Below are 26,258 nucleotides of genomic sequence, written 5' to 3' on the forward strand. Positions count from 1 at the left end.
TGAAGGGCGCAGCAATGCGCCGATGGACCGTGGCCTGCTGCCTGGCGCTGGCTGGCAGTGCGAGCCTCGCGGCCGGTGCGGCGGCCCCAAGCGCGCCGCCCGGCCGCTCCGAGGCCGCAAGGAGCGGCAGGGACGAGAAGGTGGTGCTCAACTTCGTCGATGCCGACATCACCTCGGTGGTCTCGGCGCTGGCGCGATTTCTGGGGCGCAACTTTCTCTTCGATCCGCGCGTGAAGGGGCAGATCACTCTCGTCTCCGAAGGCGAGGTGCCCGCGGCTACGGCCTACGGCATGCTCTCGACGGCACTGCGCATGCGGGGTTTCGCGATCGTCGACGTGGGCGACGTGAGCCGCGTCGTGCCGGTGGCCGATGCCAAGTTGCAGGGCGGCGCGGTCAACACGCGCAACCCCGGCGGCGGCCTCGCCACCCGCACCTTTCGCCTGAACTACGAGAACGCCGAGGCGATGGTGCCGGTGCTCAAGCCGCTCATCGCGGCGGAGAACACCATCACCGCCTACCAGGCCAACAACACGCTGGTGGTGACCGACTACATCGACAACCTCGAGCGCCTGGCCCGCATCATCGAGAGCATCGACACGCCCACCTCGCTCGATGCCGAAGTGGTGAAGCTGCGCAACGGCATCGCGGTGGACATCGCGGGCCTGGCGAGCGAGCTGCTGGAGAACACCGGCGACAAGGGCAAGCGCGACATCGTCGTGCTGGCCGATCCACGCTCCAACAGCGTCATCATCCGTTCGAGCAGCCCGGGGCGGACCGCGCTCGCGCGCGAACTCATCGCCAAGCTCGAGAGCGCGCAGAGCGATCCCGGTAACCTGTACGTGGTGTACCTGCGCAATGCGCAGTCGGTGCCGCTGGCCCATGTGCTGCGCGGCCTGTTGACGGGGGAGTCGCAGGATGCATCGGCGACGGGCAACACTTCTGTTCGCGCGGCGCTCGGGGCAGGCGGCATGCTCGGCGGTGCGAGCGGAGCAGGCGCCATGGGCGCGAACGGCGGTACTGCTTCCACGACTGGCACGACGGGTACTTCGGGCACGACGAACCGCAGCACGACTGGCGGCATACAGCGCGGCGGCGCGGGCAGTTCCACGCCAGGCGCAGCGGGCGGCAACACCTCCACCGCCTTCTCCGCCAACGGCGTCACCGTGCAGGCCGACGCCGCCACCAACACGCTGATCATCGCGGCGCCCGAGCCGATGTACCGGAGCCTGCGCCGCGTGATCGACATGCTCGACCAGCGGCGCGCGCAGGTGCTGGTCGAGAGTCTGATCGTCGAGGTGACCGAGCGCGACGCTTCCGAGCTGGGCATCCAGTGGATGGCCGGCGGGCGCAACGGCCAGGTGCGCGGCGGCACGAACTTCGGTGGCGCGCAGCTCAACACAGCCGCGACCAACACCATCGACGTGATTCCGCGCGGCCTGAACATCGGCGTGATCGACGGCACCGTCAAGCTGCCGGGTGTGGGCGAGATCCTCAACCTCAAGGTGCTGGCGCGCGCGCTGCAAACCAGGGACGGCGCCAACATCCTCTCGGCGCCCAACATCCTCACGCTGGACAACGAACAGGCCTCCATCATGGTGGGCAAGACCGTGCCGTTCGTGAGCGGGCAGTACATCACCAACGGCAACAGCAGCAGCAACCCGTTCCAGACGATCCAGCGCGAGGACATCGGTCTGAAGCTGAACATCCGCCCGCAGATTTCCGAGGGCGGAACGGTCAAGCTCGACATCTACCAGGAGGTGTCGAGCATCGACGAGCAGAGCTCGGGCGCGGCCGGCATCGTGACCAACAAGCGCGCGCTGGACACCAGCATCCTGGTGGACGACGGACAGATCATGGTGTTGGGCGGGCTGATGGAAGACAGCGTCACCAACGGCACAGAGGCCGTGCCGGGGCTGGGCGCGCTGCCGGTGGTGGGCAACCTCTTTCGCTACGACAAGCGCCAGCGCGTCAAGACCAACCTGATGGTGTTCCTCAGGCCCTATGTGATCCGCGATGCGAACGCGAGCCGCGGCCTCACGCTCGACCGCTACAACTTCATGCGCATGCAGCAGGGGCGCTCGCGGCCGATGCCGCATGCCCTGCTGCCCGACGGCGGCCCGGCGCTGCCGCCGTCCGATGTGCCGAGGGTGGGGCGCGCACCGCAGGTCGATCTGCGTCCGCAGAATTGGGAGCAGACGCGCGACAAGGCGCCGCCGCCGACCGCTGTGGCCAGCGAGGTGCGCCAGGCCCCCGAGGCCGCCGCGCCGCCCCCACCGGTGCTGCGCTCGCAGTTGCCCGTCGGCGTGACGGTGGACTCCGACCCCGCTGTACTCTATGGCGGCGCCAACGACAAGCGCACCGTCGTGCAGATCGCCGACGTGAACGCCGAGCAGGACGCGGTGCGCATCGTCAAGCGGGTACGCATCAGCGGCATCGGCGCGTACATCGTGAGCGGACCGGGCGGAGAGGGGAACCTCGTGCGGGCGGACGTGCCGCGCGACCCGCAGGCGGTAGACAACACCATCGCGGTGCTGCGCGAGCTGGGCTATCGGCCGGAGCTGGTGGTGACGCCATGAGCGTTGCGGCCGCGCTGCCGCATGCGTGGGCACGCAGCCAGCGCATCGTCGTGCGCGAGGAGGTCGATGCACGATGCCTCGTGGTGTGCCCGCGCACGCCAGGCTGGGCCATCGTCGAGGCGCGCCGCCTGCTCGGCGAACTGCCGCTCCAGCAGGTCAGCGAAACCGAGATGGACGGCCTCCTCGCAGGCAGCTACGCCGAGACCGGCGACGCCGCCTCGGTGGTCGGTGCAGTGGAGCAGCAGGTCGATCTCGCGCGGCTCATGCAGGACATTCCCGTCGTGACCGACCTGCTCGATGCGCAGGACGACGCACCCGTCATCCGTATGATCAATGCGCTGCTCACGCAGGCCGCGCGCGACGGCGCGAGCGACGTGCACCTCGAATCCTTCGAGACCCATTCGGTGGTGCGCTTTCGCGTGGATGGCACGCTGCGCGACGTGGTGGCGCCGCGGCGCGCACTTCATGCGGCGCTCATCTCGCGCATCAAGATCATGTCGCAGCTCGACATCGCCGAGAAGCGCTTGCCGCAGGATGGGCGCATCACCCTGCGCGTGGGCGGGCGGCCCATCGACGTGCGCGTGTCCACCGTGCCGACCGCACACGGCGAACGTGCGGTGCTGCGGCTGCTCGAGAAAGACGCCGGCCGCCTGCAGCTCGAACGCCTGGGCATGGCGCCCGACACGCTGGCCGAACTCACGCGCCTGGTGCGCCAGCCGCACGGCATCGTGCTCGTCACCGGCCCCACCGGCAGCGGCAAGACCACTACGCTCTATGCGGCGCTCGGCCAGCTCGACCTGAGCGCCAGCAACATCCTCACCGTGGAAGACCCGGTGGAGTACGACCTGCCCGGCATCGGCCAGATCCCGGTGCACAGCAAGATTGGCATGACCTTCGGCGCCGCGTTGCGCGCGGCGCTGCGGCAAGACCCGGACAACATCATGATCGGCGAAATCCGCGATCTGGAAACCGCACAGATCGCGGTGCAGTCCTCGCTCACCGGCCACGGCGTGTTGGCCTCGCTGCACACCAACGATGCGGTCTCCGCCGTCACGCGCATGAGCGACATGGGCATCGAGCCCTTCCTCTTGTCGTCGTCGCTGCTGGGCGTTCTCGCGCAGCGGCTGGTGCGCCGGTTGTGTCCCGCATGCAAGGCTCCGCGCGAGCAGCCAGACGGCAGCGTGGTCTATGTGCCGGTGGGGTGCCCCGCGTGCGGCAACTCCGGCTTCAAGGGGCGCACCGGCATCCATGAACTGTTCGTGGTGCACGACGACATCCGCCGCCTCATCCACGAAGGGGGCGACGAGCAGGCGATGCGCGCCGCCGCCGTGCGCCACGGCATGCGCTCCATGCGCGAGGACGGCCAGCGCTGGGTGCGCGAAGGCGTGACCACCGCCGAGGAAATCATGCGCGTCACGCGCGACGCATAGGAAGGAGGCACGGCATGGCCCGTTTCGAATACGAGGCCGCGAACGGCGCCGGTGAAATCCAGCGCGGCACCACCGAAGGCGAGTCCGCGCGATCGGTGCGCACGCAGCTGCGCGAACGCGGCCTGACGCCGCTCGACATCCGCGAGAAGGCCGCGGGCGGCGGCGCGCTGGCATGGCTGAACCCGAAGCTCAGCGCCAGCGACCTGTGCTGGGCCACGCGTGAACTCGCGAGCCTCCTGGGCGCGCGCCTCACGCTCGAAGCCGCGCTCGTCGCCACCATCGAGCAGGCCGAACGCAAGCACGTGGCCGATGCCTTGAGCGCGGTGTGCGACGGCGTGCGTGCCGGCATGCGGCTGGCCGATGCGCTGGGCGAACGGCCGCGCGACTTTCCCTCGATCTACCGCGCGCTCGTGAGCGCGGGCGAAGACTCGGGCGACCTGGCGCGCGTGATGGAGCGGCTGGCCGACTACCTGGAGAACCGCGACAACCTGCGCAGCAAGGTGCTCACCGCGTTCATCTACCCGGCCATCGTCGGCTTCGTGTCGCTGTGCATCGTGGTCTTTCTTCTGGGGTACGTGGTGCCGCAGGTCATCGGCGCGTTCGCGCAGGCGCGGCAGGAGTTGCCGGCGATCACGCGCGCGATGCTGGCGGCGAGCGCCTTCGTGCGCGAATGGGGCTGGCTCACCGCAGGCCTCTTCGTTGGCGCCTGGGTGCTCGCCCGCGCTTCGCTGCGCGATGCGGGCAGGCGTTTGCGCTGGCACGCGATGGTGCTGCGCATGCCGATGGTGGGCCGCTACGCGCTTGGCGTGGAAACGGCGCGCTTCGCTTCCACGCTGTCAATCCTGATGGACGCGGGCGTGCCGCTGCTGCGCGCACTGGAAGCCGCGCGGCAGACGCTCGGCAACGAATGGATCAAGCGCTGCGTGCTCGAAGCCACCGGCCGCGTGAAAGAGGGCACGCCGCTCGCGGCGGCGTTGAAAGCGCAAAGGATTTTTCCCTCGAACCTCGTGCACCTCGTCGCGAGCGGCGAGAAGACGGGCGCGCTCGCCGCCATGTTCGAGCGTGCGGCGCAGAACCTCTCCCGAGATCTGGAGCGCCGCGCGATGCGCCTGACCACCGTGCTCGAGCCTTTGATGATCGTCGGCATGGGAGGCGTGGTGATGGTGATCGTGCTCGCAGTGCTCATGCCGATCATGGAAATCAACCAGATGGTGCGCTGAGTGTTCGGGAGCATGCAGCGCGAAACCGGCTGCGAATTCGGGAGTTTTCGCAGCTGTGTTCCCGAGTTTCTTTCGGGCTCCTGTCACCTGCAAAAAGCAAGATCAAAACGTCGCCGAGAAGGGTGACAGAGGCAGAGAAAAGACAGGCGATCGAACGAACGAGCGTCGCGTCTTCGGTAGTTCATTTTTATTTTGGTCCATTCAAAGGAGTTTCCATGAATGCAAAGTTCAAGTCGGCCGCACTGTCGGCCGTGACGATGGCTTGCCTGCTGGCCGCAGGCGCTGCGTCGGCCCAGATCGTGCGCGGTGGCGGTGCGACGCTGCCCGAGTCGCTGTATGACGCCATCCTGCCGAGCGGCATCGGCCAAACCAACTTCAGCTACACCGGCACCGGCAGCGGCGCCGGCAAGTCGGGCTTCTTCAATAACAACGCCACCGCCTTCAAGAACGAATCCGTGGCCGGCACGCCCAACTGGACCGCAACCGAGTCCGTGCACTTCGCCGGCAGCGACTCCGCTGTCAGCGTGGCCGAGCGCGATGCCTACAACACCGCCCACGTGACAGGCGTGACAGGCGCGGCCGCATGGAGCCGCCTGATCCAGATCCCCGCGGTGGCCACCTCGGTGATGGTTCCCTACAAGCGCGCCGGCGTGACCGCGCTTGACCTGACGGACGCCAAGGTCTGCGCGATCTTCGGCAACCGCACCGGCGCAGGCCGCACCTGGGGCCAGGTGCTCGGCACCACCGACGCGACGCAGGTCGCCGTGGTCTATCGCGGCGAAAGCAGCGGCACCACCGAACTGCTGGCCAACTACCTCGTTGCAGCCTGCAACCCGCTGGGCTACAACTTCGCAGTGAGCTCCACCTTCACCACCGTCGTTGCCGGTGAAGTGGGCACCGTGCCTGCTCATTGGGTCAGCGTCACCGGCAACCCCGGCATGGCTGCTTCCTTCGGCGTGGATGGCCGCATCGGCTATATGAGCCCGGATCCGGCTTTCAACCCGTCCAACAACACGCAAGTGTCGAAGGTCAACGGCAACCTGCCGGTCGAGGCTTCGATCCGCGCCGCGCTCGCACCGATCTCGCTGCCTGTGGGCGGCGCTTCGCAAGCCAGCGACCCGCGCGCCTGGGTGCCGGCCTACGCCAAGCCGGCCACCGGCTACCCGATCTTCGGCACGACCAACCTGCTGGTGAACCAGTGCTACAAGGACGCCTCGGTGCAAGCCAAGGTCAAGGCCTTCCTGACGGGCCTGCTGGGCACCACCTATGACGCCCAGATCGCTGCCCATAACTTCGTCACGCTGCCGAACGGCGCGCCGAGCGGCAACAACTGGAAGACGCAGATCAGCAACGTCTTCCTGAACGCCAACCACCCGCTGGGTATCGGCAACGTCAACGTCTGCAACGGCATCGGCCGTCCGCTGACGAACTGATCGGCGACGCGCCCGCGCACCGGCAACCGGCGATGCCGCCGGTTGCCGCTCCATTGCCCCGGAAACGAAGGCTGCGCCACAAGCGCGGCCGGAGTTCCCGGGGCTTTGCCGCATGTTGTTCGCCTTGTCTTTCCCTCTGTCTGGCCGGACGAAAAAACGATGCCGATGCGCACATTTCCGATGTCATGCGAGCGTCACCGCGGCGGGCTAACGTGGTTCCGGTATGACAGTGAATTCGGCATCGGTCAGTGTTCTGGCACTGGTCGGGTGCCTCGCCGGTGCGGCGATGGGGTTTGCCACGGGCGCCTCGCATGCGCAGCAGCCGGGGGCCGTCACGTTCGCCGCATCCGCATCCGCCGCCGCATCCGTGACACGCATGGAGTTCGATATCGCGCCGCAGCGCCTGGGCGATGCCATCCACGCCTACAGCCGGGCAACGGGGCTGGACGTGTTGATCGATGGCCGGCATGCACTGCGTCCATCGGCCGGCGTGCGCGGCACGCTGACGCTGCAGGAGGGAATGGAGGCCATGTTGGCGGGCACCGGCCTGGAGGCGCGTTTCACCAACGCGACGTCGGTGGTGATCCAGGCGTCCCGGTCGTCCGGCATCGGGGCAGCGCCCGCGATGCCCGAGGCCGCGGGCATGGAGGAGTCGGGGTTCAAAGAAGGGGAAGTCTTGCATCAGTCCTATGCCGCCCAGGTCCAGCAGGCCCTGCGCGGTTCCTTGTGCGGTTCGGCCGAGACGCGCCCGGGCAACTATCGCCTGGCGCTGCAGCTGCGCCTGGACGCGCGCGGCGCGGTGGAGCGATTCCGCCTGCTGAGTTCGACCGGCGAACCCGCGCGCGATGCCGCCGTGCAGCGCAAGGTGCGCACGCTGTCTATCGGCAGTCCGCCGCCGCCGACGCTGCCGCAGCCGCTGGTCGTGCTGCTGCTGCCGGAGGGGCCGGGCGCACAGGCCGATTGCGGGCTGGCGGCCTCCCGCACCGATGCGTCCGTGCCATGAGCGAGAGCGTCTCGTCCACGTTGCGGGCGCGCATGGTCGCGCGCTACGTCGAGCTGCGCGGCAAGCTCGAGCGCATCGTCGGTTCGCGCGACGACGCGGCCGATGCGATGCAGGAAACCTGGCTGCGCCTGGCCACGATGGGTGACACCGCCACCGTCAACAACGCCGATGCCTACCTGCTGCGCATGGCCGCCAACATTGCCACCGACCGCTACCGCCAGGACCGTGTGCTGCTGGTGCGCGGCGAGATCGACGCACTGGTGCATGTGGTGGACGAAGCCAACGACCCCGAGCGCATCGCCAGTGCGCGCAGCGATGTGCAGGCGCTCAGCCAGGTGCTCGCCCGCATGCCCGCGCGGCGCCGCGACATCCTCGTGGCGGCGCGGGTCGAGGGGCAGCTCAACAGCGAGATCGCCGAGCGCATGGGCCTGTCGGTGAGCACGGTCGAGAAGGAGCTGCGCGCGGCCCTCGAATATTGCAAGAAACGTCTGCCGGATGTGGAGGCTGCCCAGCGCGGCCACTTTGCCGGACCGAGAAAATACTGATGAGCGCCATGTCTTCCTCCGATCCCGAATCCCTGCTGCAACGCCAGGCCGAAGCCTGGTGGGTGCGCCTGCATTCGGGCCGGGCCACCCGTGCCGACGCCGATGCGTTCCGGCAATGGACGAGCCTGAGCGCCGCGCATGCACAGGCCTGGCGCGAGGTCATGCGCGTGTGGTCCGCACTCGATCCGCTGCTGGCCGAAGAGGCTGCGCGCCAGGTTTCGCGGGCCAGGCCCTTCTCGTGGCCGGCCCTGTCGGAGGCCTTGCGCTCGCCGGGGCGCCGGGCGTTCCTGGGCGGTGCGGTCGCGGCCTCGGTGGCCGCGGGCGTGCTGGCCATCGATCCGCCGCTGGGCCTGTGGCCCTCGGTCGGCGAACTGACGGCGGATTACCGCACCGCCACCGGCGAGCAGCGCCAGGTGGCGCTGGGCGAGGACGTCAGCCTGCGCATGAACACGCAGACGCTGGTCAACCGCATCGGCACCGGCGCAAACCTTCGCGGCGTGGAACTCCTGGCCGGCGAAGCGGAGATCGCGACGGCGGGCAACGCCGACTTCTTCGTGGAGACGGGCGGCGGCCGGCTGCAGGCGCGCGGCGCGCGCTTCAACATCCGCCACACCGGCCCGCAGGTCTGCGTGACCTGCCTGGACGGCCGGGTGCTGGTCTCGGTGGGCGGACAGCAGCGTTCGGTCGAAGCCGGGCGGCAGGTGGTGTTCGACCGCGCCGGCATCCAGGACGTGGTGCGGGCGGATGTGGACAACGTCAGCACCTGGCGCACCGGCGTGCTCTCTTTCGACAGCACGCCGCTCGCCGAAGTGATCGAGGAGATCAACCGCTATCGCCCGGGCAAGGTGATCCTGCGCAACGAGGCGCTGGGCCGCACGCTGGTGCGCATGCAGTTGTCGCTGCGCAGCATCGACAACGCGCTGGTGATGATCCGCGAGCTGTATGGGGCCAAGGTGCGCAGCCTGCCGGGCGGCATCGTGCTGCTGAGCTGAGGCGGTTTTTTCGCGGCGTCCCGAAAATAATTTACGGGTCGTCGCGCGCAGGCTCGTCATGGGGTATGCAACCGACGCCTCATGACGAACGGCCACGCAACGCCCGCGGCAAGGATGCCTGCCTCGGCGAAGCGTTGGACTGGATCGTGCGCCTGAACCGCCTTCGCGCAAGCGACAAGGAAGTCCGCGCGCTGGCGATCTGGTGCGCACGCAGCGCGGCGCATGCAGAGGCCTGGCGCGAGGCGATGGCGTTGTGGGGGCTGCTGCTGCCCGCCGCACGCGGCACCGTGCCGTCGCAAACACAAACGCAACAGACGCAGTCCCAATCACGGTCCGCGCGCCGCCCGGGCGCGGCGCACCAGCGGCAGATCGCCCGCACGCCGCGCGACATCCGCATCACCGATCGCAGCGCCGCATCCGGCGCTGCTTCTTCCGACACACCGTCCCCGCACTTTCGCTCCAGGCAATCATGGTCTTGAATCCGCACAGCACCCGTTCGCACCGGTCTTCCGTGGGGGAGCGCAGTTCTTCCGGCGAGGGCGAGTTTCGTTTGACGCCGCTCGCGCGCGCCATGGCGATGGCGCTCGCCGCGGCCGGTGCACTGGGTGCGGCGCATGCGGCACACGCGGGCCAGGCCTTCAGCCCCGCGTGGTTCGCGAGCAAAGGCGCCGCGCAGGCCGCGGCCGCGCAGACCGGTCGGCTGCCGAACGGCATGCCGGCATCGACCCTCACGAACCCCGCACAGCAGCAGCAACAGGCCGATGCGCAGCTGCAGCGTTCGATCGGCAACCTGAACCTGGCCGCGCAGTCCATCGCTGCACAGCAGGCCGCGCAGGCGGCGGCGCGCGAGGCGGCATTGCGCGATCCGTCGTCCGTTCCCGATGGCCTGGCCGACGGCGGCCTCCGGGTCGACACCCGCAGCCTCACCGCGGGCTGGCACAACGCGCAGGCGCCGGTGCAGTCGCAGCAGCCCGACGGCCGCACGAACGTGGCGATCCAGCAGACCGGCGACCGCGCCATCCTGAACTGGGAGACTTTCAACGTCGGGCGCAACACCACGGTGGAGTTCAGGCAGCAGGCCGACTGGGCGGCGCTCAACCGGGTGAACGACCCTCAGGCGCGGCCCTCGCAGATTCAGGGGCAGATCAAGGCCAACGGCACGGTGCTCATCGCCAACCGCAACGGCATCGTGTTCAGCGGCAGCAGCCAGACCGACACGCGCAACCTGGTCGCCGCCGCCGCGCGCATCAGCGACGAGCAGTTCAAGGCCAACGGGATCCACAGCGCGAAGACCGGCGACAGCTACGCGCCGAGCTTCACCGACGCGGGCGGCGCCGTGCGGGTGGAGGCGGGTGCGCGGATCACGACCAGCACGCCGGCCTCGGTCAAGCAGGGCGGCGGCTACGTGCTGCTGATGGGCCAGGAGGTGAGCAACGCCGGCACCATCACCACGCCGCGCGGGCAGGCGCAACTGGCCGCGGGCGACTTCTTCATCGTGCGGCCCGGCCAGGGCACGGCCGCCAACCAGGCGTCGACCACGCGCGGCAACGAGGTGTCGCCGCAGTTCAATGCCGACAGCATGGCCGGGCACGTGGTCAACACCGGCATGCTGCTGGCGCCCGAGGGCGACATCACGCTGGCCGGCCGCAAGGTGGTGCAGGACGGCGTGGCGCTCGCCACCACCACGGTGGATGCGCGCGGCACCATCCACCTGCTCAACTCGGCGGGCGACAAGCAGGGCAGCGTCACGGTCACGCAGCGTGCATTGAATGCAGTGCTGCTGGACGACAAGAACGGCCGCACTGCGCTCGACAGCCAGCGCGAGGCCGCGATCACGGAGTCGGCCAAGCAGAACATGCTGCGCGGCACGGCGGCCCAGGGCGCGTTCGACAACCTCTCGCTGCTGGACGACCGGCAGGACCTCTCGCGTATCGAGATCGTCTCGGGCGGCAGCGTGCTGTTCGAAGGCGGTTCGACCACGCTCGCGACCGGCGGTCAGCTCGCCGTGAGCGCGGGCAAGGTCGGTGGCCGCAGCACCGTGGCCGATGGCGCGCGGCTCGACGTGTCGGGCGCGGTGGGCGTGCAGGTGGCGATGTCCTCCAACAACGTGCAGATCAACATCCAGGGCAACGAGCAGCGAGATGCGCCGCTGAACCGCGACACCACGAAGCTGAACAACGCCAACGTGTGGATCGACCGGCGCAGGCTCTCCTACGTGGCCGCGGGCGTGGGCGGCAACGAGGGCGAGCGCTGGTACACCCCGGGCGGCCTGCTGGAAGTCGGCGGCTACCTGGGCCTGCAGGGCCACTCGATCGGCGAGTGGGCCGCGCAGGGCGGCAGCGTCGCCTTCTCGGGCGGCGAGGTCGTCACGCAGGCAGGCTCCAGCATCAACCTCTCGGGCGGCACGCTCGACGTGCAGACCGGCGTGATGCGCCAGAGTTGGCTCAAGGGGCCGGGAGGGCGGCTCTACGAGGTGTCGAACGCACCGGCCGACATCGCATATTCCGGCCTCTACAAGGGCTACGAAGACGAGCACAAGCGCTGGGGCGAGAAGACCACCGGCTACTACTACAACCCGCTCATCGGCCCGCAGAGCCGCCTGGAGAATGGCTACACCGTGGGACGCGACGCGGGCCGGCTGGTGGTAGCCACGGGCGCCGCGGTGCTCGAAGGCGACATCACTGCCACCGCCTACCAGGGGCCGCGCCAGGGCGAGAAGGGCAGTGCCGCGCTTGATGGCTATGCCCAGCCGCACAACGCGGCGGCGCAGGCCGCGCAACTGATCCTGGGCAGCTACACCACCGGCTACAACGGCGATGCCGAAGCCGGCCCGGTCGGCGCCTTCCACAAGCTCGCGCCGACGGTCCGGCGCATCGTGTTCGATGCCCCGGCCGGCGACGGCGTCCGCATCGGTGCGGCCGACGCCTTGCCGCAGGAACGCCTGGACACGCTGCACCTGGACAGCAACCTGCTCAACAGCTTCGGCCTCGGCGCGATCACCGCCGTGGCCGGCGACCAGGTGACGGTGGAGGCGCCGCTCGCCGTGGCCATGGGCGGCAGCATCGCCCTGCATGCGACGCAGGTCGCGGTCAATGCCGATCTCGGGGCGCGCGGCGGCAGCATCGCGCTCGGCAACGCGGCAACGCCGGCAATGCGTGGCGGCGAAGCGGTGACGCTCCAGCTCCCGGTCGATGCAAAGAATCCCGGCGGCGTGGTCGTCGCCAGAGATGTGACGCTCGATGCGCGCGGACTGTGGAGCAACCTGCAGCTGGACCCGGGCAACGCGGGCGGACTGGCCTACCTGAACGGCGGCACGGTGGACATCCGCAGCGCCGGCGCGGTAACGCTCGCGGCCGGCTCGCTGGTCGATGTGTCGTCGGGCGGCGCCGTGCTGGCCAACGGCAAGACGCGCGGCGGCCGCGGCGGCGACGTGACGCTGTGGGCGGATGCGCAGGCGGCGGGTGCGTCGACCTACGATCTCCTCGCCGTCGATGGCGACATCCGCGGCTACGGCGTCAACGGCGGCGGCACGCTGCGGATGGCCTCGGGCTCGGGCATCGCGATCGGCGGCAAGGTGCCGGGCGCGGGCGACCTGCTGGGCGCCGGCGAAGCGGCACCCCTGGACTTCATCCTGCTGCAGGACTACCGGGTCCAGGCCGGCGACATCCTGCCGACCGACTACAGCTACCAACGCTCGCGCGCGCTGCCGGGCGAAGCCGTGGGAACGGAGCCGCTCTTCGGTGCCGGCGAGCTTGCCGTCACGCTGGCGGCCGATTGGACGCCGCCCTATGCCACCGGGGTGGGCGGGCTGTACACGTTCTTCGGAACGCTGAACGGCGTGCAGACGAACTACGGCGTGGGCTCGTTCGGCGCGCGGCCGACGGTGCCGGCCGGCACTGTCATCTTCTCCATCAACACGGGGCAGAACCGTGGCTTCCCCAGCGACTACATCCTGCCGGCCGAGGTCTTTCCGACCGGCATCCCCATCGTCCCCGAAACCCGGACGGTGGCCGCCGGCAGCGCCGCCCCGTTCGACTTCACTATCGCAAGCGGCACCCGCGTTTCGGCCGGCGCGGTGTTCAAGCAGCCCGTGGCAGCGAGGCCCGGCATCTCCATCGATGCGGCGGTCCTGCAGTCGGGCTTCGCGCGCTACGAGATCAACGGCCACCTGGGCGTCGTCGTTGCCGACAACGCGCGGCTGGACGTGAAGATGCCCGTCTACCGGTTCTCCGACACCGCCAGGACCGTGGCCACCGGCAGCGATCCCGCGAGCGCGCTGGAAGCCTGGACGCCGCCGGTCTGGATGGAAGACGCCGTGGGCGGCGTGCTCACGCAACGCGGCGGCGCCAGCCTGGCGCTGCAATCGACCATCGGCTCGGGCGCCGCATCGGCGTCCAGCGGCCCGGTCGAGGTGCGGCCGGGCGCGACCGTCACCGTCGATCCGGGCCAGACGATCGGGCTGCAGGGCCGCAACGTCAGGGTCGACGGCACGCTCAGCGCGCCGGGCGGTGCGATCACGGTCGATGGCAGCGGCGTTCTCGGTCTGCCTGGCGTGATCTGGATCGGCGAGCGCGCGGTGCTCGACGTCGCGGCGCGCGCGGCCACGGCGCAGGATGTATTCGGCCGCACGTATGGCCGCGTGGCCGACGGCGGCGCGATCCGCATCGGCGGCACGCTCGACTGGGAGCAGACCGGCGCGGCCAACGCGCCCGAGTCCTTTGTCGTCGTGCGCCCCGGCGCCGTGCTCGATGCATCGGGAACCCAGGCGGTGCTCGAACCTGCGGGCCAGGCGCCGGTGACGGTGGCGAGCAACGGCGGCTCGATCGTCATCAAGTCCACGCAAGGCCTGTACCTGGACGGCACGCTGCGCGCGGCGGCCGGCGGTGCGGGTGCCGCGGGCGGCACGCTCGCGCTGGCGCTGGAGTCGATGGCCTACCCGACGGTGACCACGAGCGGCGAGGTGCTGCGGCATCGCGAACTGATGCTCGCAGAGGTGCAGGGCGACAGCCCGCTCGCGGCGGCGCAGACCCTCTCCGATGCGAAGGCGCTGCTGCGGACCGGCACGGCGCGCATCGGCGTCGACCGCATCGAGGCCGGCGGCTTCGACAGCCTCTCGTTGCTCGTCAACGGCCCGCTCGCCTTCGACGGCAACGTGGCGCTGCACATGGGCCAGAGCCTGCGCCTGTACGCGGGCACCTTCGCGCATGGCGAGCATGCCGCGCCCGAGGCGGCCGTGTCGCTGTCCGCGCCCTACGTGCGCCTGGCCGGCGCAACGCGCATCAGCCCGCCCAACGATTCCATGCTGCCGTCTGCCAGGTGGCGCGACGGGCCGTCGCGCCAGCAGAACGGCGGCACTTTCTCGGTGCTGGCGGACCTGATCGACCTGCGCGACGAGATCGGGTTCGGCACCCATGCGGAGGTCAACCTGCGCACCTCGCGTTACACGGTGGACCGGCGCGGCTTCGATGCCACCGAACTCACCAGCCGCGGCGACATCCGCCTGCTCGGCGGCGCCTTCGCGACCCCGGGCAACCTGGCGCTGACCGCCGAGCAGATCTATCCGGCGACGGGGGCGATCGCCTCGGTGCGCGCCGGCTATCGCATCGGCACCGAGGAGCCGAACGTCGGCGTGGTCGACTACCTGCCGGGCAGCGTGCTGACCATCCGCCGCCAGGGCGATGGCGATGTCGCCATGCCGTACTCGGCCTTCGGCAGCCTCAGCCTAGAGGCCGAAACCATCGAGCAGGGCGGCATCGTGCGCGCGCCGCTGGGCCGGTTGACGCTGGGAACCGGGGAGGGCAATCGCGCGGTGACCGAGCGCCTGACCCTGCTGCCGGGCAGCATCACCTCGGTGAGCGGCGCGGGCCTCGCGATGCCCTACGGCGGCACGGTCGACGGCCTGGGCTACTCGTACAACGGCCAGGCGGTGACGCCGGACAGCATCGGCGAACTGACGCGCGGCATCTCGCTCCTCGGCCGGCACGTGGACGCGCAGGGCAGCGCAGTGCTCGACCTGTCGGGCGGCGGCACGCTCGCGGGCGCCGGCTTCGTCAGCGGACGGGGCGGCTCGGTCGACATCCTGGCCACGCCGCTCGCGAATGCGAACCCGGCCAATCGCTTCAGCAGCGCCGGCAACGCGGTGTATGCGATCGTGCCCGGCAGCGCCGCGCGCTATGCGCCGGTGGCGCCCGAGGCGGGCTTCGGCACGCCGGGCATCGGCCAGCAGATCACCGTGCCGGCGGGCGTTCCGGGCCTCGCCGCGGGCACCTACACGCTGATGCCGTCGAACTATGCGTTGCTGCCAGGCGCGTTCCGGGTGGAAATCGGCGCGGCCGATCGCACAGCGCTCACTGGACCGGCCAGCGTCACCGGCACGGGCACCGGCTCCTATGTGACGGCAGGCTACCTGGGCGTGAGCGACACCGCGATCCGCAAGGCGCTGCCCAACCAGATCGTCGTCACCCCGGGCGCCGCGGTGCGCACGCACTCGGCCTACAACGAGACCGGCTACAACGCCTTCGTGGTGGCGGACGCCGCGCGGCGCGGCTTCCAGCGCGGCATGCTCACCTCGGATGCGAAGGCGCTGGACGTCTTCCTGAACACGCCGAGGGAAGACGATGCGGAACGCACGGGCCTCACCTTCACCGGCGAGCTGCGCCTGAACGCCGAGGCGGGTACCGAGGGCTTCGGCGGAACCGCGAGTGTCCGCAACGTTCGCGAGATCCTCGGTGCCGGCCAGACGGCGGCCACCGGGCTGGACGGCGCCTCCGTTCGCGATGAGGCCTTGAGCAGGCTCGACGCGCCGCGCCTCGTGGTCAACGGCCGCATCGAAACGGTTTACGGACAAGGCGGCCGCACCGCCGCGATCAACGGCGACGGCAGCCTCGTCGTGCGTAGCGGCGCCAGTCTGTCGGGCGCCGACATCATCCTGGCCAGCAGCCCGCCGCCCAGCGGCGAACAGGCCATCACGATCGAGGAGGGCGCCTCGATCAGCACTGTGGGCCGCAAGGCCACCAGCTACGACTCGAACGACGGCTACGTGTTCTCCGGCAACGGCGTGCTGGCGCTGTCCAACGGCTGGTTCAACATGTTGCTGGCACCGCCGCAGAGCGGGATGAACGGCACGGTCGCGGTCAACGTCGGCAGCTGCGTGAGCGCGGCCTGCAACGGCGCGACCCGGCTGGTGTCCGAAGGCACGATCGCGGTGGCCACCGACGGCGCCCTGACCCTGGCCGACAACGTCTCCTACGGCACGCGCAACCTCGTGCTGGCGCTCGCCGCGGTGAACCTGGGCGACGGCGCGCGCATTGCCGCCGCGAACGCCAACGGCCAATTGCCGCGCGGCCTGGTGCTCAACCAGGCACGGCTCGACCAGCTGCTGGCCGGCAACACGGCCACCGGCGCCCCGGCGCTGGAGGCGCTGGTGCTCAATGCGCGCGATGCGGTGAACATCTACGGCGCGGCGAGCTTCGATGCCTCGAGCCTGCAGCGGCTGGTGCTCGGCACGCCCGCCATCTACGGCTATGGCGCGGCGGGCGACGTGGCATCGATCCGCGCGGGCGAATTCATCTGGACCGGTTCCGAAAACGAACCCGGCGCGGCGATCCCGGGCCTGTTGGGCGACGGCACGCTCGACATCGCCGCCAGGTCGATCGTGCTGGGCCGCGGCCCCTATGCGCAACCGACCAACACGGCGACGGATGCGCGGTTCGCGCTGGGCTTTGCCGACGTGAAGCTCACCGCGGCCGAGCGCTTCACTTCGGACGGCAAGAGTTCGCTGTCGGTGTATCACCGGCAGGGCGACTACGTGCCCGGCGAGGGGCATGCGAACGAGGGCGGCAATCTCACGATCACGTCGCCGGTCGTCACCGGGCAGGCCGCCTCGACGACGCGAGTCACCGCAGGGGGCGCCATCCACATCGCCTCGCCCGCAAGCGGCGGCAATGTCGCGCAAGCGCAGGCCGATGCGCTGGGCGCCACGCTGGAACTGAGAGGGAAGAGCGTCGACCTGGAGGGCAGCATCGTGCTGCCCTCCGGGAGGCTGGTGCTCGCGGCGAGCGGCGATGTCGTGCTCGGCGCCGGCTCGCGCATTGACCTGGCCGGCCGCAAGACCGCGCTGTTCGATGTCGACAAGTACAGCTGGGGCGGTGACCTCGTGCTCGCCAGCGACGCGGGCAACATCGCGCAGGCGGCGGGCTCCGTCATCGACGTGTCGGCGCGCAACAACCGCGGCGGCACGGTCGAGGTCACCGCGCTCGGCGCCGGTGACGGCGTCGGCCGCATCGGCTTGGCGGGCACCATCCTGGGCAGCAGCAGCGGCACCTACGACGCGGGCGGCACGGTCGTGCCTTACGACGCGGCCGAACTCACGGTGCGCGCGCAGACGCTGGACGACTTCGCGGGCCTGAACCACCGCCTGAACGCGGGCGGCGTGTTCGGCGCGCGCCGCTTCCAGATCAAGCAGGGCGACCTCGCCGTGGGCGACGAGGTGAAGGCGCGCGAAGTGTCGATCGCGCTGGACGGCGGCAGCCTGCGCGTGGACGGCCGCATCGACGCAAGCGGCTACCAGGTCGGCTCGATCCATCTGACGGCCAGGGGCGACCTCACTGTCAACGGCCCGCTCGATGCGCACGGCACGGGCCTGCGCGTGGACAGCCGCGGCAAGATCATCGACAGCCCCAACCGGGCCATCGTCGACCTCACCAGCACCGAAGGCACGCTCACGCTGGGCAGCGGCGCACGCATCGACCTGCGCGCAGGCACCGAGGTGGCGGCAGGCACCGCGGCCGGCCAGAACGACGGCCGCGCGCGCGGCACGCTCGACCTCAATGCGCCGCGCGTGGGTGCGGACGACGTGGCGGTCACCGTCCACGGCACACCCACCATCCAGGGCGCGAAGACCGTCGCCGTCAACGCCTTCCGAAGCTACGACGACGCACCGCTGGCCGGCCAGCCGGACGTGTCAGGCTACCGGCCGCAGCTCATCACGCAGGGCTATCTCGACCGCATCGACGCGGACAGCCAGGCCTTCATCGATGCCGCGCTGGGCAACGGCGCGCTCGGCGGCCGCCTCGTGGGCTTGGGCAACTACCACCTGCGCCCTGGCGTGGAGATCGTCAGCGACCGCACGAACAACCCCCATGGCGACCTCACGGTGGACGGCGACCTGGACTTCTCGGGCTACCGCTACGGCCCCAACGCCAACCGCGGCGATCCGGCCCTGCGCGGCTTCGGCGAGCCGGGGCGGCTGGTGATCCGTGCAGCCGGCGGCCTGAACATCCACGGCAGCATCAACGACGGCTTTGCGCCGCCCGCGGCCACGCCCGACGACAGCGGCTGGGTGCTGACCGAGGCGCGCGGCGGCAGCAACAGCGCCGCCACGCCGTTCGGCGGCGACATCGTCGTGCCGATCGACGGCGTGGTGCTCGACACCGGCACGCGCTTCCCGGCCGGCGCAACCCTCAACTACAACGTGGCCGTCGCCGCGATGGCGCTGCCTGCGGGCACCGTGCTGCCGGTGGATGCGGTGCTCACGCGCGTGCTGACCTTGTCGGCGGGCACGGTGGTCGGCGCGAACATCTACAACCCCGACGGTTCCATCGCTTATGCGGCCGGCGCGGTGCTGCCGGGCGCGGTGACGCTGGATGCCGGCATGCGGCTGGGCGCCGGCACCGCGCTGCGCAGCGCGGCGGGAGTGGGCGCGCTCACCTGGCCCAAGGGCGTGGCGCTGCCGGTGGAGATGACCACCACCGGCCCGCTCAACCTCGCGCGCGGCTCGCTGATTCCCTCGATGACCTGGGTGGAGCTGCCCGGCGACCAGCCCGTCAACCTGCGGCCCACGGCCAACGGTGCGCAGGGCCGCAACTGGGCCGTCGCACCGATGCTCGGTGAGGGCGCCACCTCGTGGGACTTCCAGCTGGTGGCCGGTGCCGACCTCGGCTCGGCCGACCGGCGCGCGCTCAATCCGTCGTCGAAGGCTTCCATCAAGCTGGGCGACACGCACTATGTGATGGCCTACACCATAGGCCGGGCCAAGGCCTGGGCCGAAGGCAACTTCATGGGCTATCCAGCGGGCACGCCGGTGTCGGCCGACGAGCTGTTCTGGTGCGACATCGACCCGACCCAATGCTCGGACGATGGCCCGCCCTCCATCACCGGCAGTCAGCCCGCGTCGCCGGCCTTCAGCGTGGTGCGCACCGGCACCGGCGACCTGGACCTCGCGGCAGCCGGCGACATCCGCATGGGTTCGCTCTACGGCATCTACACCGCCGGCTCGACCACGGCCGCGGGCGCCGCCTTCGACCTCGCGCGCGGCAAGGGGAGCGACGGCACGGTGATCGGCGTGCAGTCCGAGTTGCTCGACTACGCCGGCAGCCTGGCGGCCTATCGCGCCTGGTATCCCGACCAGGGCGGCAACGTGCGCATTTCGGCGGGCGGCAATCTGGTGGGCGACATTACCGGCGCGGCCACGACCAGCGTGGTGCCGGGCAACTGGCTCTGGCGCCAGGGTTCGGGCACGGCAGCCGTCGACACGCCGATCGCGACCGCCTGGTGGATCAACTTCGGCACCTATGCGCGCAATGCCACCCCCGGCGCGGCGCCGAACCTGGTGGGCTTCACCGGCATCGGCACGCTCGGCGGCGGTGACGTGGACATCCGCGTGGGCGGCGAGGCCGGCACGATCGGCCTGCGCGGAGACCAAGCCGCGCAGGCGAGCGACTTCAAGCGCAGCGAAGGACTCGTGGTCGCGGTGGGCGGCACGGGCCGCGTCGGCGCGGATGGCACGCTCGCGCTCACGGGCGGCGGCGACATCGACATGCGCATCGCCGGCGCACTCAATCCGCTTCGCAACCTCAGCAAGGGCTCGGAGAAACTCGCGCTCACCGGCGTCATTGCCAACCTGCGCGGCGCGACCGAGGTCAGCGCTGCCTACATCGGCAGCGTGGGCCTGCAGTACCTGGCGCGCCGCATGCAGGACCCGACCGATCCGCGCGGCATCGATCCCTTCACCTCGACCTATGCCGATGCGCGCGGCGGCATCAACCTGGTGCCGGGCGACACGACCATCCAGCTGCAGACGAAGGGCGACCTCGTGCTCGGCGGCGTGGCCGACCCGGGCCGCAGCGACACGCCGGCAAATTCCGCCTTCTCGTCCGGCGGGCTGGCGTACCTGGGCGGTGGACAGAGCGCGTTCTCGCTCTGGTCCGGGCGCAGCGCGATCGATCTCGTGTCGGCCGGCGGCAACCTCACGCCGATCATGGCGACGGGCGACAAGGCCGAGCCGGTACAGACCACCTCGCGCGATGCCTGGATCGTCTATCCCTCCATCTTTCGGGCGGCGGCGCTGACGGGTAATCTCTATTACGGCTATGCGGCGCTCCCGCACACCGTGGGCAAACCCGAGACCTTGTCCTATGGCCTGGTGCTCGCGCCTTCGGCCACCGGTGCGCTGGAAATGCTGGCGGGGGGATCGATCTACGCGGGCCAGTATTCGGTCGGCATGTCCGGCGCGGGCACTGCGTTGCCCACGCCGTTCAACCCCGCATTCGTGGGCCAGAAGACGGACGACACCGGCGAGGTCGTGGTCACCAACCTCTCGGCAGACAGCCCGGCTTTTTCCACCAGCGGCTTCACGCCCACCACACTCTTCTCCTTCGGTGGGAACACGGCCGCAGCGAAGCTGGGTCGCGCCGCGGATGCGCCGCCCATCAGGTTCTACGCCGCCGACGGCGACATCATCGGGTTGAAGACGGGCGAAGTCGTGATGAAGAGCGGTGGCGCGACGACCTGGTACAACGCCGCCGCACCGGTGCGGGTCCAGGCGGGCCGCGACATCGTCAACACCGGCACCGCACCAGGCAGCACCACCGGCGGGTCTTCGGAACTCGACGCGGCCAGGCTGCGCGGCAACCTGATCGTTCACGAGAGCGCCAGCGATGTTTCCGTTGTCTCGGCCGGCCGCGACATCCTCTACGCGAACTTCGACGTCGCCGGCCCCGGCACGCTGGAAGTCACGGCGGGCCGCAACCTGCTGCAGGAAGACCGCGGCGGTATCGCATCCATCGGCCCGATCGTGCCGGGCGACACGCGCCCAGGCGCATCGATCGCGATGGCGGCGGGCGTGGGCAGGGCGGCCGGTATCTCGGGCCTGGACATGTCGGCGATCCGCACGCGCTACCTCGATCCGTCGAATCGCGCCGATGCGGCCACGTCCCTCGCGAGCCAGCCGGGCAAGGCCGTGAAGACCTACGAGGCGGAACTCGCCGCGTGGCTGAGCATGCGCTACGGCTTCAGCGGCGACACCGCACAGGCTCTCGTGTACTTCGACGGATTGGCGCCGGAGCAGCAGCGCGTCTTTTTGCGCGAGGTGTATTACGCCGAGCTGCGTGCAGGCGGCCGCGAGTACAACGATCCGCAGAGCAGCCGCTCGGGCTCGTACCTGCGCGGCCGCGAGATGATTTCGACGCTGTTCCCCGAGAAGGACGCGGCAGGCAACCCGGTCGCACGCGGCGGCGACATCACGATGTTCGGCGGCTCGGGCGTGCGCACCAATTTCGGCGGCGATATCGAGATGCTCGCGCCGGGCGGCCAGGTCATCCTGGGCGTGCAGGGCGCGGTGCCGCCGGCCACCTCCGGCGTGATGACGCAGGGCGAGGGCGACATCCGCCTCTTCAGCGACGGCAGCTTGCTCCTGGGTCTCTCGCGCATCATGACCACCTTTGGCGGCGACATCTTCGCGTGGTCGGCCAAGGGCGACATCAACGCGGGCCGCGGCTCCAAGACCACCGTGCTCTACACGCCGCCCAAGCGCGTGTACGACGCCGTGGGCAACGTGGAGGTTTCCCCGCAGGCGCCGAGCTCGGGCGCCGGCATCGCCACGCTGGCGCCGATTGCCGAAGTGCCGCCAGGCGATGTCGACCTGATCGCGCCGCTGGGCACCATCGATGCGGGCGAGGCCGGCATCCGCGTGTCGGGCAACGTCAACGTCGCGGCGCTGCAGGTGGTGAACGCAGCCAACATTCAGGTGAAGGGCGAGTCCTCCGGCCTGCCGGCGATCGCCTCGGTGAACGTGGGTGCCTTGACCAATGCCAGCGCGGCAGCCTCGCAGGCCAGCATGGCCGCGCAGGACGTGATGCAGCGCGAGCGCGCCGCGGCGCGGCAGGCCTTGCCCTCGGTGTTCACCGTGCGCGTGCTGGGCTTCGGCAACGAGCCGGCCGGCGGCGACAGCGGCAGCAACGGCGGCAACAAAGACAACGACGGCGCGCCCGCCGGCAAGGCATCGACGCCTGTGAGCTACAACCCGCGCAGCGTGATCCGCGTGCTGGGTGGCGGCGGCAACTTGCCGCCCGCGGCGAGCCGGCAACTGACGGACGAGGAGCGCGCCAACCTGCAACGTTGACCTGCGCCAGGCGCCCGCTTCGTCGGGCGCATTCGTTCTTCCTTGGTTTCAAGGCTTGGCCTTTCCCTCGGCCGGAGATCCCGGCCGGCGGCAAGCGCCCGGCGTTCAGCGGACACCCCACATGACTCCAGACTTCCAGGCCTTCGGCCATGCAGCGGACCGGTTCTCCTCGCTACCGCCTTCGTTCTGGCGCCTGCTCGACGAACACGTCGAGGCGCCCGTGCCCGAAGTGCGCGCGCCGAAACCCGTGGCACCCGCGGCGCCTGCGATGGTGGATCTGCAGGCTCATCTCACAGCCAACTACGGCCCACTGCACCGCCGCCTGGAGCGGCACCTGGGTTGCGCCGATTTCGCGAGGGAATGCCTGCACGACGCGTGGCTTCGCCTGGCCGAGCGCCCGCCGCAGGAGGCGCCCGCGAACCCCGATGCCTACGTGTACCGCGTGGCGTGCAACCTCGCGATGGACAGCCTGCGCGCACGCAAGCGCTGGCCCGCATCGAACGACGCGGGCGGGGACCTGGACGTCGTCGCCGACCTGCAGCCCGGCCCTGAGCTCGTCGCCGAGGCGCGCTCGGAAGTGGCCGCGGTGGACCGCGCAATGCAGCGCCTGCCGCGGCGCCACCAGTCGGTGCTGCTCGCGCTGCGCTGGCACGAGATGTCGCGCCAGGAGGTGGCACGGCGCCACGGCGTCTCGGTGCGCAAGGTGGACACCGCGCTCAGGCAGGCGCTTGGCGCGCTGCGCTGAAGCGGCAAACGGAAATGGCGCGGGACGCGAACCGGATGCGCCGCTTGTCCTCCCGTGCCACCGTCACGCATCCTGTTGCATAGTCGTTCGGGGAATGAAGGGAACAGAAGATGAAGTGGACGTCGCCCATGCGGGTCACCATGCAGGAGCTGGATGCCAAGCTGTCGAAGATCGTCGAGCGCGCGCGCGAAGGGCCGGTCGCGGTCAACCGCTACGGCTCGCCCTGGGTCTGGATCGTGAGCCACCAGGCCTGGGTGCAGGCCGACAACCTGCGCGCGCTGGTGCCGCAGGGCCACCCGCTGGTGGCGTTGCATGACCTGGTGGAAGACGCGCTGCGCTACGAGCGCACGCTCCTGGTCGACCTGCAGCGTCAGCATGCGTTCGGCATCGAGGCGGAGACGCTTTTCAAGTGCCTGATCCTGCAGATCATCTACTCGCTGGAGGACGGCGAGAAGGTGCACGAGAGCCTCACCTACAACATGCTCTTTCGCTGGTTCGCGGGCTTCGAGAAGTTTGCCGACGAGCTGCCCGGCCGCGGCGATTTCACGCGCGAACTGCAGGTGCTGGGCGCCGATCCGCGCGCGGTGCGCGTGGTGACGCGCTGCCTTTCGAATACGTACCTTCCGGAATCCGGCGAGGGCGACTTCCGCGTCAACCGCGGGCTGCTGCATGCGCTGTCGACCTGGGCCTCGGTGAGCTCCGCGCCAGACGCGAGGCCCCAAGACGCGCTGCGCTAGCGGGTTGTGCCGGTGATGGACGCCGCGCGCACGATGCCGGGGCTTGCGGGCTGCGGCAGCACGGGCGCCGCGATGCGCTCGGACACGCCGGCCTTATCGATCACCACCGCGCCGGACTCGATGGCCAAGAGCGTGACCGAGCGCGTCAACGCCTCGCCCACGCGGTACGGCCTGGGCGCGGCACCGTTGACGGCCAGCACGGCAACGCCGTGGTCCGCGCCCTTGATCAAACCCTTGACCGCGATGTTCGCGCGGACCTCGCCGGGGCCGAACCATGCGGCCTGCGCATCGGCGGTCGGGTCGGGCGCGGCCGCCTCTGCTTGCGTGGCATGCGGGGTCGGCGAGGGCTGCGACAGCAGATGGCTCCACGTTGCGATCCCCGCGACCACCAGCAGCAGGCCTGCTGCATGGACGATGTACCGGGCGGGTGGTTTGACGGGGTCGGTCATCGTGGCTTTCGTGATGCGGTTGCTTGCGGCCTGCATGTCTATCACAGGGTCGTTGGGGTTTCGTGTCACACGGCGCACCTAGCATGGGCGACCACGGCTTCGACAACCCACCCACCGACAACCAACCGGATGTGCGCGAGATGAAGGTGTGCCTGCCACCGCGAACCACCGCCACCGCCGCGCACGCGCGCGGCTTCTCGCTGATCGAACTGATGATCGTGATGGTCATCATCGGCATCGCGACAGCGGCGATCAGCCTGGCCATCGCACCCGACCCCGCGCATGAGCTGCGCCGCGATGCGAACGAACTGGTGCGCCGCTTCGTCATTGCGCAGAACGAGGTGCGCGCCGACGGCCGCGTCATCGCATGGCAGGCCGACGGCGACGGCTACCGCTTTTCGCGCGGCACCTGGCAGCCGGTGCCGGGCAGCGCGATACCGGTGGTGTCGACGCTCGGCGTGCTCGACACCTTCGCGCGCGACGACATGCTCGGTCCCACCGCGTGGCGCACAAGGCCGGTGGAGGTGACGCCCGCCGGGCCGGTGCTGCTCACGTCCGAGGCGATCGGCACGCGCTGGCAACTGGTGCTGCGCCATGGCGGCGCGACGGTGACCGTGCTGCGCGATGCGGCGGGCGGCTACGAGGTTCGATAGGCCATGCGCGCGCGCAAAATCAATGCCGCAGGCTTCACGCTGATCGAGGTGCTGATGGCGCTCACCATCGTCAGCATCGCGCTCGCGGCGATCTTGCGCGCCTCGAGCCTCACCATCACGAACCTCGGCCTGCTGGAGCAGCAGTCGCTCGCGATGCTGTCCGCGGAGAACAGCCTGGCGGAACTGCGCATCGGCCGGGGACCGACGGGGCCGGGCGTGGTGCGCGGCCCCTGTCCTCAAGGCGGCGTGCGGCTGGTATGCCGCCTCGAAGCCGGCGCCGCCGTCGATGGCCTGCGGCTGGTGACGGTGGATGTCTATCTTGCGGACGATGGCGACCGGCGCCTCGCGTCGCTGCAGACGCGCGTGCTGGAGGCCGCCAGATGAGGCGGGCGACGCGCCGGGTGCAGGCGGGCTTCACGCTGGTCGAGGTGATGATTGCCATCGCGCTCATGGCCGTGCTGAGCGTGATGGCGTGGCGCGGCCTGGACAGCGTGACCCGTGCCAACAGCATGCTCGAGGAGCGCACCGAAGGCATCGCCTTGCTGCTGCGCGCGCTCGATCAGCTGGACCGCGACCTCGCCTTGCGCGCCACCACCGAACTCTCGTCGCGCGAGATCGACTCCTTGCAGGCGGCGGCCGATGCGGGAACGAATGCGGCGGACGCGAAAGCCGCGGCGCCACCGCCGACCGCCGAACTGCTGCCGCCCGCGGTGCAGGTGCGTCGCCAGAACGGCCTGCCGTTCTTCATGGAAATCATCCGTGCCGCGCCGGCCGCACCCGGCCATTGGCAGCGGGTGCAATGGTGGCAGCGCGGCAACGTGCTGTATCGCGCGGCAGGCGCGGCGTCGGCGTCGTATCCCTTGCCCGCGCCGGACGAGGCTGCGCGCGTCGCGGTGCTGAACGATGTGGCCGCATCGCGGGTGCGTGCATGGGAGCCGGGGCAGGGATGGCGCAGCCTGCCGACGGGTGCATCCGCGCGCGCGAATGCGACAGGGCTGGAGTTGGCGTTCGATGTCCGGGCGGCCGGCAGCGGAAGCATCCAGACGTTCCGCCGCGTCATTCCCTTGGATTGAGAC

The 26,258-nt window shown here is 70.2% G+C and carries 15 protein-coding genes; 14 read left to right on the top strand and 1 reads right to left on the bottom strand.

Going from position 1 to position 26,258, the window contains the following annotated elements; all coding sequences use genetic code 11:
* Window positions 1-14 precede the first annotated feature (14 nt).
* The 11 genes from gspD (at window position 15) to QFZ83_RS12085 (ending at window position 24,080) form a co-directional block, all read left to right on the top strand.
* Window positions 15-2,576: a type II secretion system secretin GspD gene (gene gspD / locus QFZ83_RS12035; protein WP_307506504.1), complete on the top strand. Its 2,562-nt coding sequence runs from the start codon at window positions 15-17 to the stop codon at window positions 2,574-2,576.
* Window positions 2,573-4,006: a type II secretion system ATPase GspE gene (gene gspE / locus QFZ83_RS12040; RefSeq protein ID WP_307506506.1), complete on the top strand. Its 1,434-nt coding sequence runs from the start codon at window positions 2,573-2,575 to the stop codon at window positions 4,004-4,006. The genes gspD and gspE overlap by 4 nt, the downstream gene beginning before the upstream one ends.
* Window positions 4,007-4,020: 14 nt before the next feature.
* Window positions 4,021-5,226 (top strand): type II secretion system inner membrane protein GspF, encoded by a 1,206-nt coding sequence (gspF, locus tag QFZ83_RS12045; protein ID WP_307506509.1) that lies wholly within the window; start codon window positions 4,021-4,023, stop codon window positions 5,224-5,226.
* Window positions 5,227-5,441: 215 nt separating this feature from the next.
* Window positions 5,442-6,659 carry a substrate-binding domain-containing protein gene (locus QFZ83_RS12050; protein ID WP_307506512.1) on the top strand — a complete coding sequence of 406 codons (1,218 nt, stop codon included), beginning with the start codon at window positions 5,442-5,444 and terminating at the stop codon, window positions 6,657-6,659.
* 223 nt (window positions 6,660-6,882) lie between these two features.
* The gene (locus tag QFZ83_RS12055; protein WP_307506514.1) at window positions 6,883-7,662 is read left to right on the top strand and encodes an STN domain-containing protein; all 780 of its coding nucleotides are present in this window, start codon (window positions 6,883-6,885) and stop codon (window positions 7,660-7,662) included.
* A complete protein-coding gene (locus QFZ83_RS12060; protein ID WP_307506517.1) occupies window positions 7,659-8,207 on the top strand; it encodes an RNA polymerase sigma factor in 549 nt (182 codons plus the stop codon). The genes QFZ83_RS12055 and QFZ83_RS12060 overlap by 4 nt, the downstream gene beginning before the upstream one ends.
* Before the next feature lie 8 nt (window positions 8,208-8,215).
* Window positions 8,216-9,199 (top strand): FecR domain-containing protein, encoded by a 984-nt coding sequence (locus tag QFZ83_RS12065; protein ID WP_307506520.1) that lies wholly within the window; start codon window positions 8,216-8,218, stop codon window positions 9,197-9,199.
* Window positions 9,200-9,264: 65 nt separating this feature from the next.
* Window positions 9,265-9,678 carry a DUF4880 domain-containing protein gene (locus tag QFZ83_RS12070; RefSeq protein WP_307506523.1) on the top strand — a complete coding sequence of 138 codons (414 nt, stop codon included), beginning with the start codon at window positions 9,265-9,267 and terminating at the stop codon, window positions 9,676-9,678.
* Window positions 9,675-22,598, top strand: coding sequence for a filamentous hemagglutinin family protein (locus QFZ83_RS12075; protein ID WP_307506525.1), 12,924 nt, complete (start codon window positions 9,675-9,677; stop codon window positions 22,596-22,598). The genes QFZ83_RS12070 and QFZ83_RS12075 overlap by 4 nt, the downstream gene beginning before the upstream one ends.
* 121 nt (window positions 22,599-22,719) lie before the next feature.
* Window positions 22,720-23,343, top strand: coding sequence for an RNA polymerase sigma factor (locus tag QFZ83_RS12080; RefSeq protein ID WP_307506530.1), 624 nt, complete (start codon window positions 22,720-22,722; stop codon window positions 23,341-23,343).
* Window positions 23,344-23,453: 110 nt separating this feature from the next.
* Complete coding sequence (locus tag QFZ83_RS12085; RefSeq protein ID WP_307506531.1) at window positions 23,454-24,080, top strand: transposase; 627 nt, start codon at window positions 23,454-23,456, stop codon at window positions 24,078-24,080.
* Here the strand turns inward: QFZ83_RS12085 and QFZ83_RS12090 are convergent.
* Complete coding sequence (locus QFZ83_RS12090) at window positions 24,077-24,565, bottom strand: type II secretion system protein N (RefSeq protein WP_307506534.1); 489 nt, start codon at window positions 24,563-24,565, stop codon at window positions 24,077-24,079. The two genes, QFZ83_RS12085 and QFZ83_RS12090, sit on opposite strands and share 4 nt — an antisense overlap.
* 47 nt (window positions 24,566-24,612) lie before the next feature.
* Here QFZ83_RS12090 and QFZ83_RS12095 point away from each other — a divergent pair, with 47 nt between their 5' ends.
* From QFZ83_RS12095 to QFZ83_RS12105, 3 genes are read left to right on the top strand one after another with little or no spacing between them, the layout of a single operon-like run.
* Window positions 24,613-25,182, top strand: coding sequence for a prepilin-type N-terminal cleavage/methylation domain-containing protein (locus QFZ83_RS12095; RefSeq protein ID WP_307506537.1), 570 nt, complete (start codon window positions 24,613-24,615; stop codon window positions 25,180-25,182).
* 3 nt (window positions 25,183-25,185) lie between these two features.
* A complete protein-coding gene (gspI, locus tag QFZ83_RS12100) occupies window positions 25,186-25,566 on the top strand; it encodes a type II secretion system minor pseudopilin GspI (protein WP_307506540.1) in 381 nt (126 codons plus the stop codon).
* A complete protein-coding gene (locus QFZ83_RS12105) occupies window positions 25,563-26,255 on the top strand; it encodes a type II secretion system protein J (RefSeq protein WP_307506542.1) in 693 nt (230 codons plus the stop codon). Before gspI ends, QFZ83_RS12105 begins: the two co-directional genes overlap by 4 nt.
* The last annotated feature ends 3 nt before the right edge of the window (window positions 26,256-26,258 follow it).

Source organism: Variovorax sp. W1I1 (assembly GCF_030815625.1).
Classification (GTDB): domain Bacteria; phylum Pseudomonadota; class Gammaproteobacteria; order Burkholderiales; family Burkholderiaceae_C; genus Variovorax; species Variovorax paradoxus_C.

What these genes read in the sequence shown, in the direction of transcription:
- gspD (WP_307506504.1), top strand. Translation starts at nt 15, where the DNA reads ATGCGCCGATGGACCGTGGCCTGCTGCCTGGCGCTGGCTGGCAGTGCG.
- gspE (WP_307506506.1), top strand. Translation starts at nt 2,573, where the DNA reads ATGAGCGTTGCGGCCGCGCTGCCGCATGCGTGGGCACGCAGCCAGCGC.
- gspF (WP_307506509.1), top strand. Translation starts at nt 4,021, where the DNA reads ATGGCCCGTTTCGAATACGAGGCCGCGAACGGCGCCGGTGAAATCCAG.
- QFZ83_RS12050 (WP_307506512.1), top strand. Translation starts at nt 5,442, where the DNA reads ATGAATGCAAAGTTCAAGTCGGCCGCACTGTCGGCCGTGACGATGGCT.
- QFZ83_RS12055 (WP_307506514.1), top strand. Translation starts at nt 6,883, where the DNA reads ATGACAGTGAATTCGGCATCGGTCAGTGTTCTGGCACTGGTCGGGTGC.
- QFZ83_RS12060 (WP_307506517.1), top strand. Translation starts at nt 7,659, where the DNA reads ATGAGCGAGAGCGTCTCGTCCACGTTGCGGGCGCGCATGGTCGCGCGC.
- QFZ83_RS12065 (WP_307506520.1), top strand. Translation starts at nt 8,216, where the DNA reads ATGTCTTCCTCCGATCCCGAATCCCTGCTGCAACGCCAGGCCGAAGCC.
- QFZ83_RS12070 (WP_307506523.1), top strand. Translation starts at nt 9,265, where the DNA reads ATGCAACCGACGCCTCATGACGAACGGCCACGCAACGCCCGCGGCAAG.
- QFZ83_RS12080 (WP_307506530.1), top strand. Translation starts at nt 22,720, where the DNA reads ATGACTCCAGACTTCCAGGCCTTCGGCCATGCAGCGGACCGGTTCTCC.
- QFZ83_RS12085 (WP_307506531.1), top strand. Translation starts at nt 23,454, where the DNA reads ATGAAGTGGACGTCGCCCATGCGGGTCACCATGCAGGAGCTGGATGCC.
- QFZ83_RS12090 (WP_307506534.1), bottom strand. Translation starts at nt 24,565, where the DNA reads ATGCAGGCCGCAAGCAACCGCATCACGAAAGCCACGATGACCGACCCC.
- QFZ83_RS12095 (WP_307506537.1), top strand. Translation starts at nt 24,613, where the DNA reads ATGGGCGACCACGGCTTCGACAACCCACCCACCGACAACCAACCGGAT.
- gspI (WP_307506540.1), top strand. Translation starts at nt 25,186, where the DNA reads ATGCGCGCGCGCAAAATCAATGCCGCAGGCTTCACGCTGATCGAGGTG.
- QFZ83_RS12105 (WP_307506542.1), top strand. Translation starts at nt 25,563, where the DNA reads ATGAGGCGGGCGACGCGCCGGGTGCAGGCGGGCTTCACGCTGGTCGAG.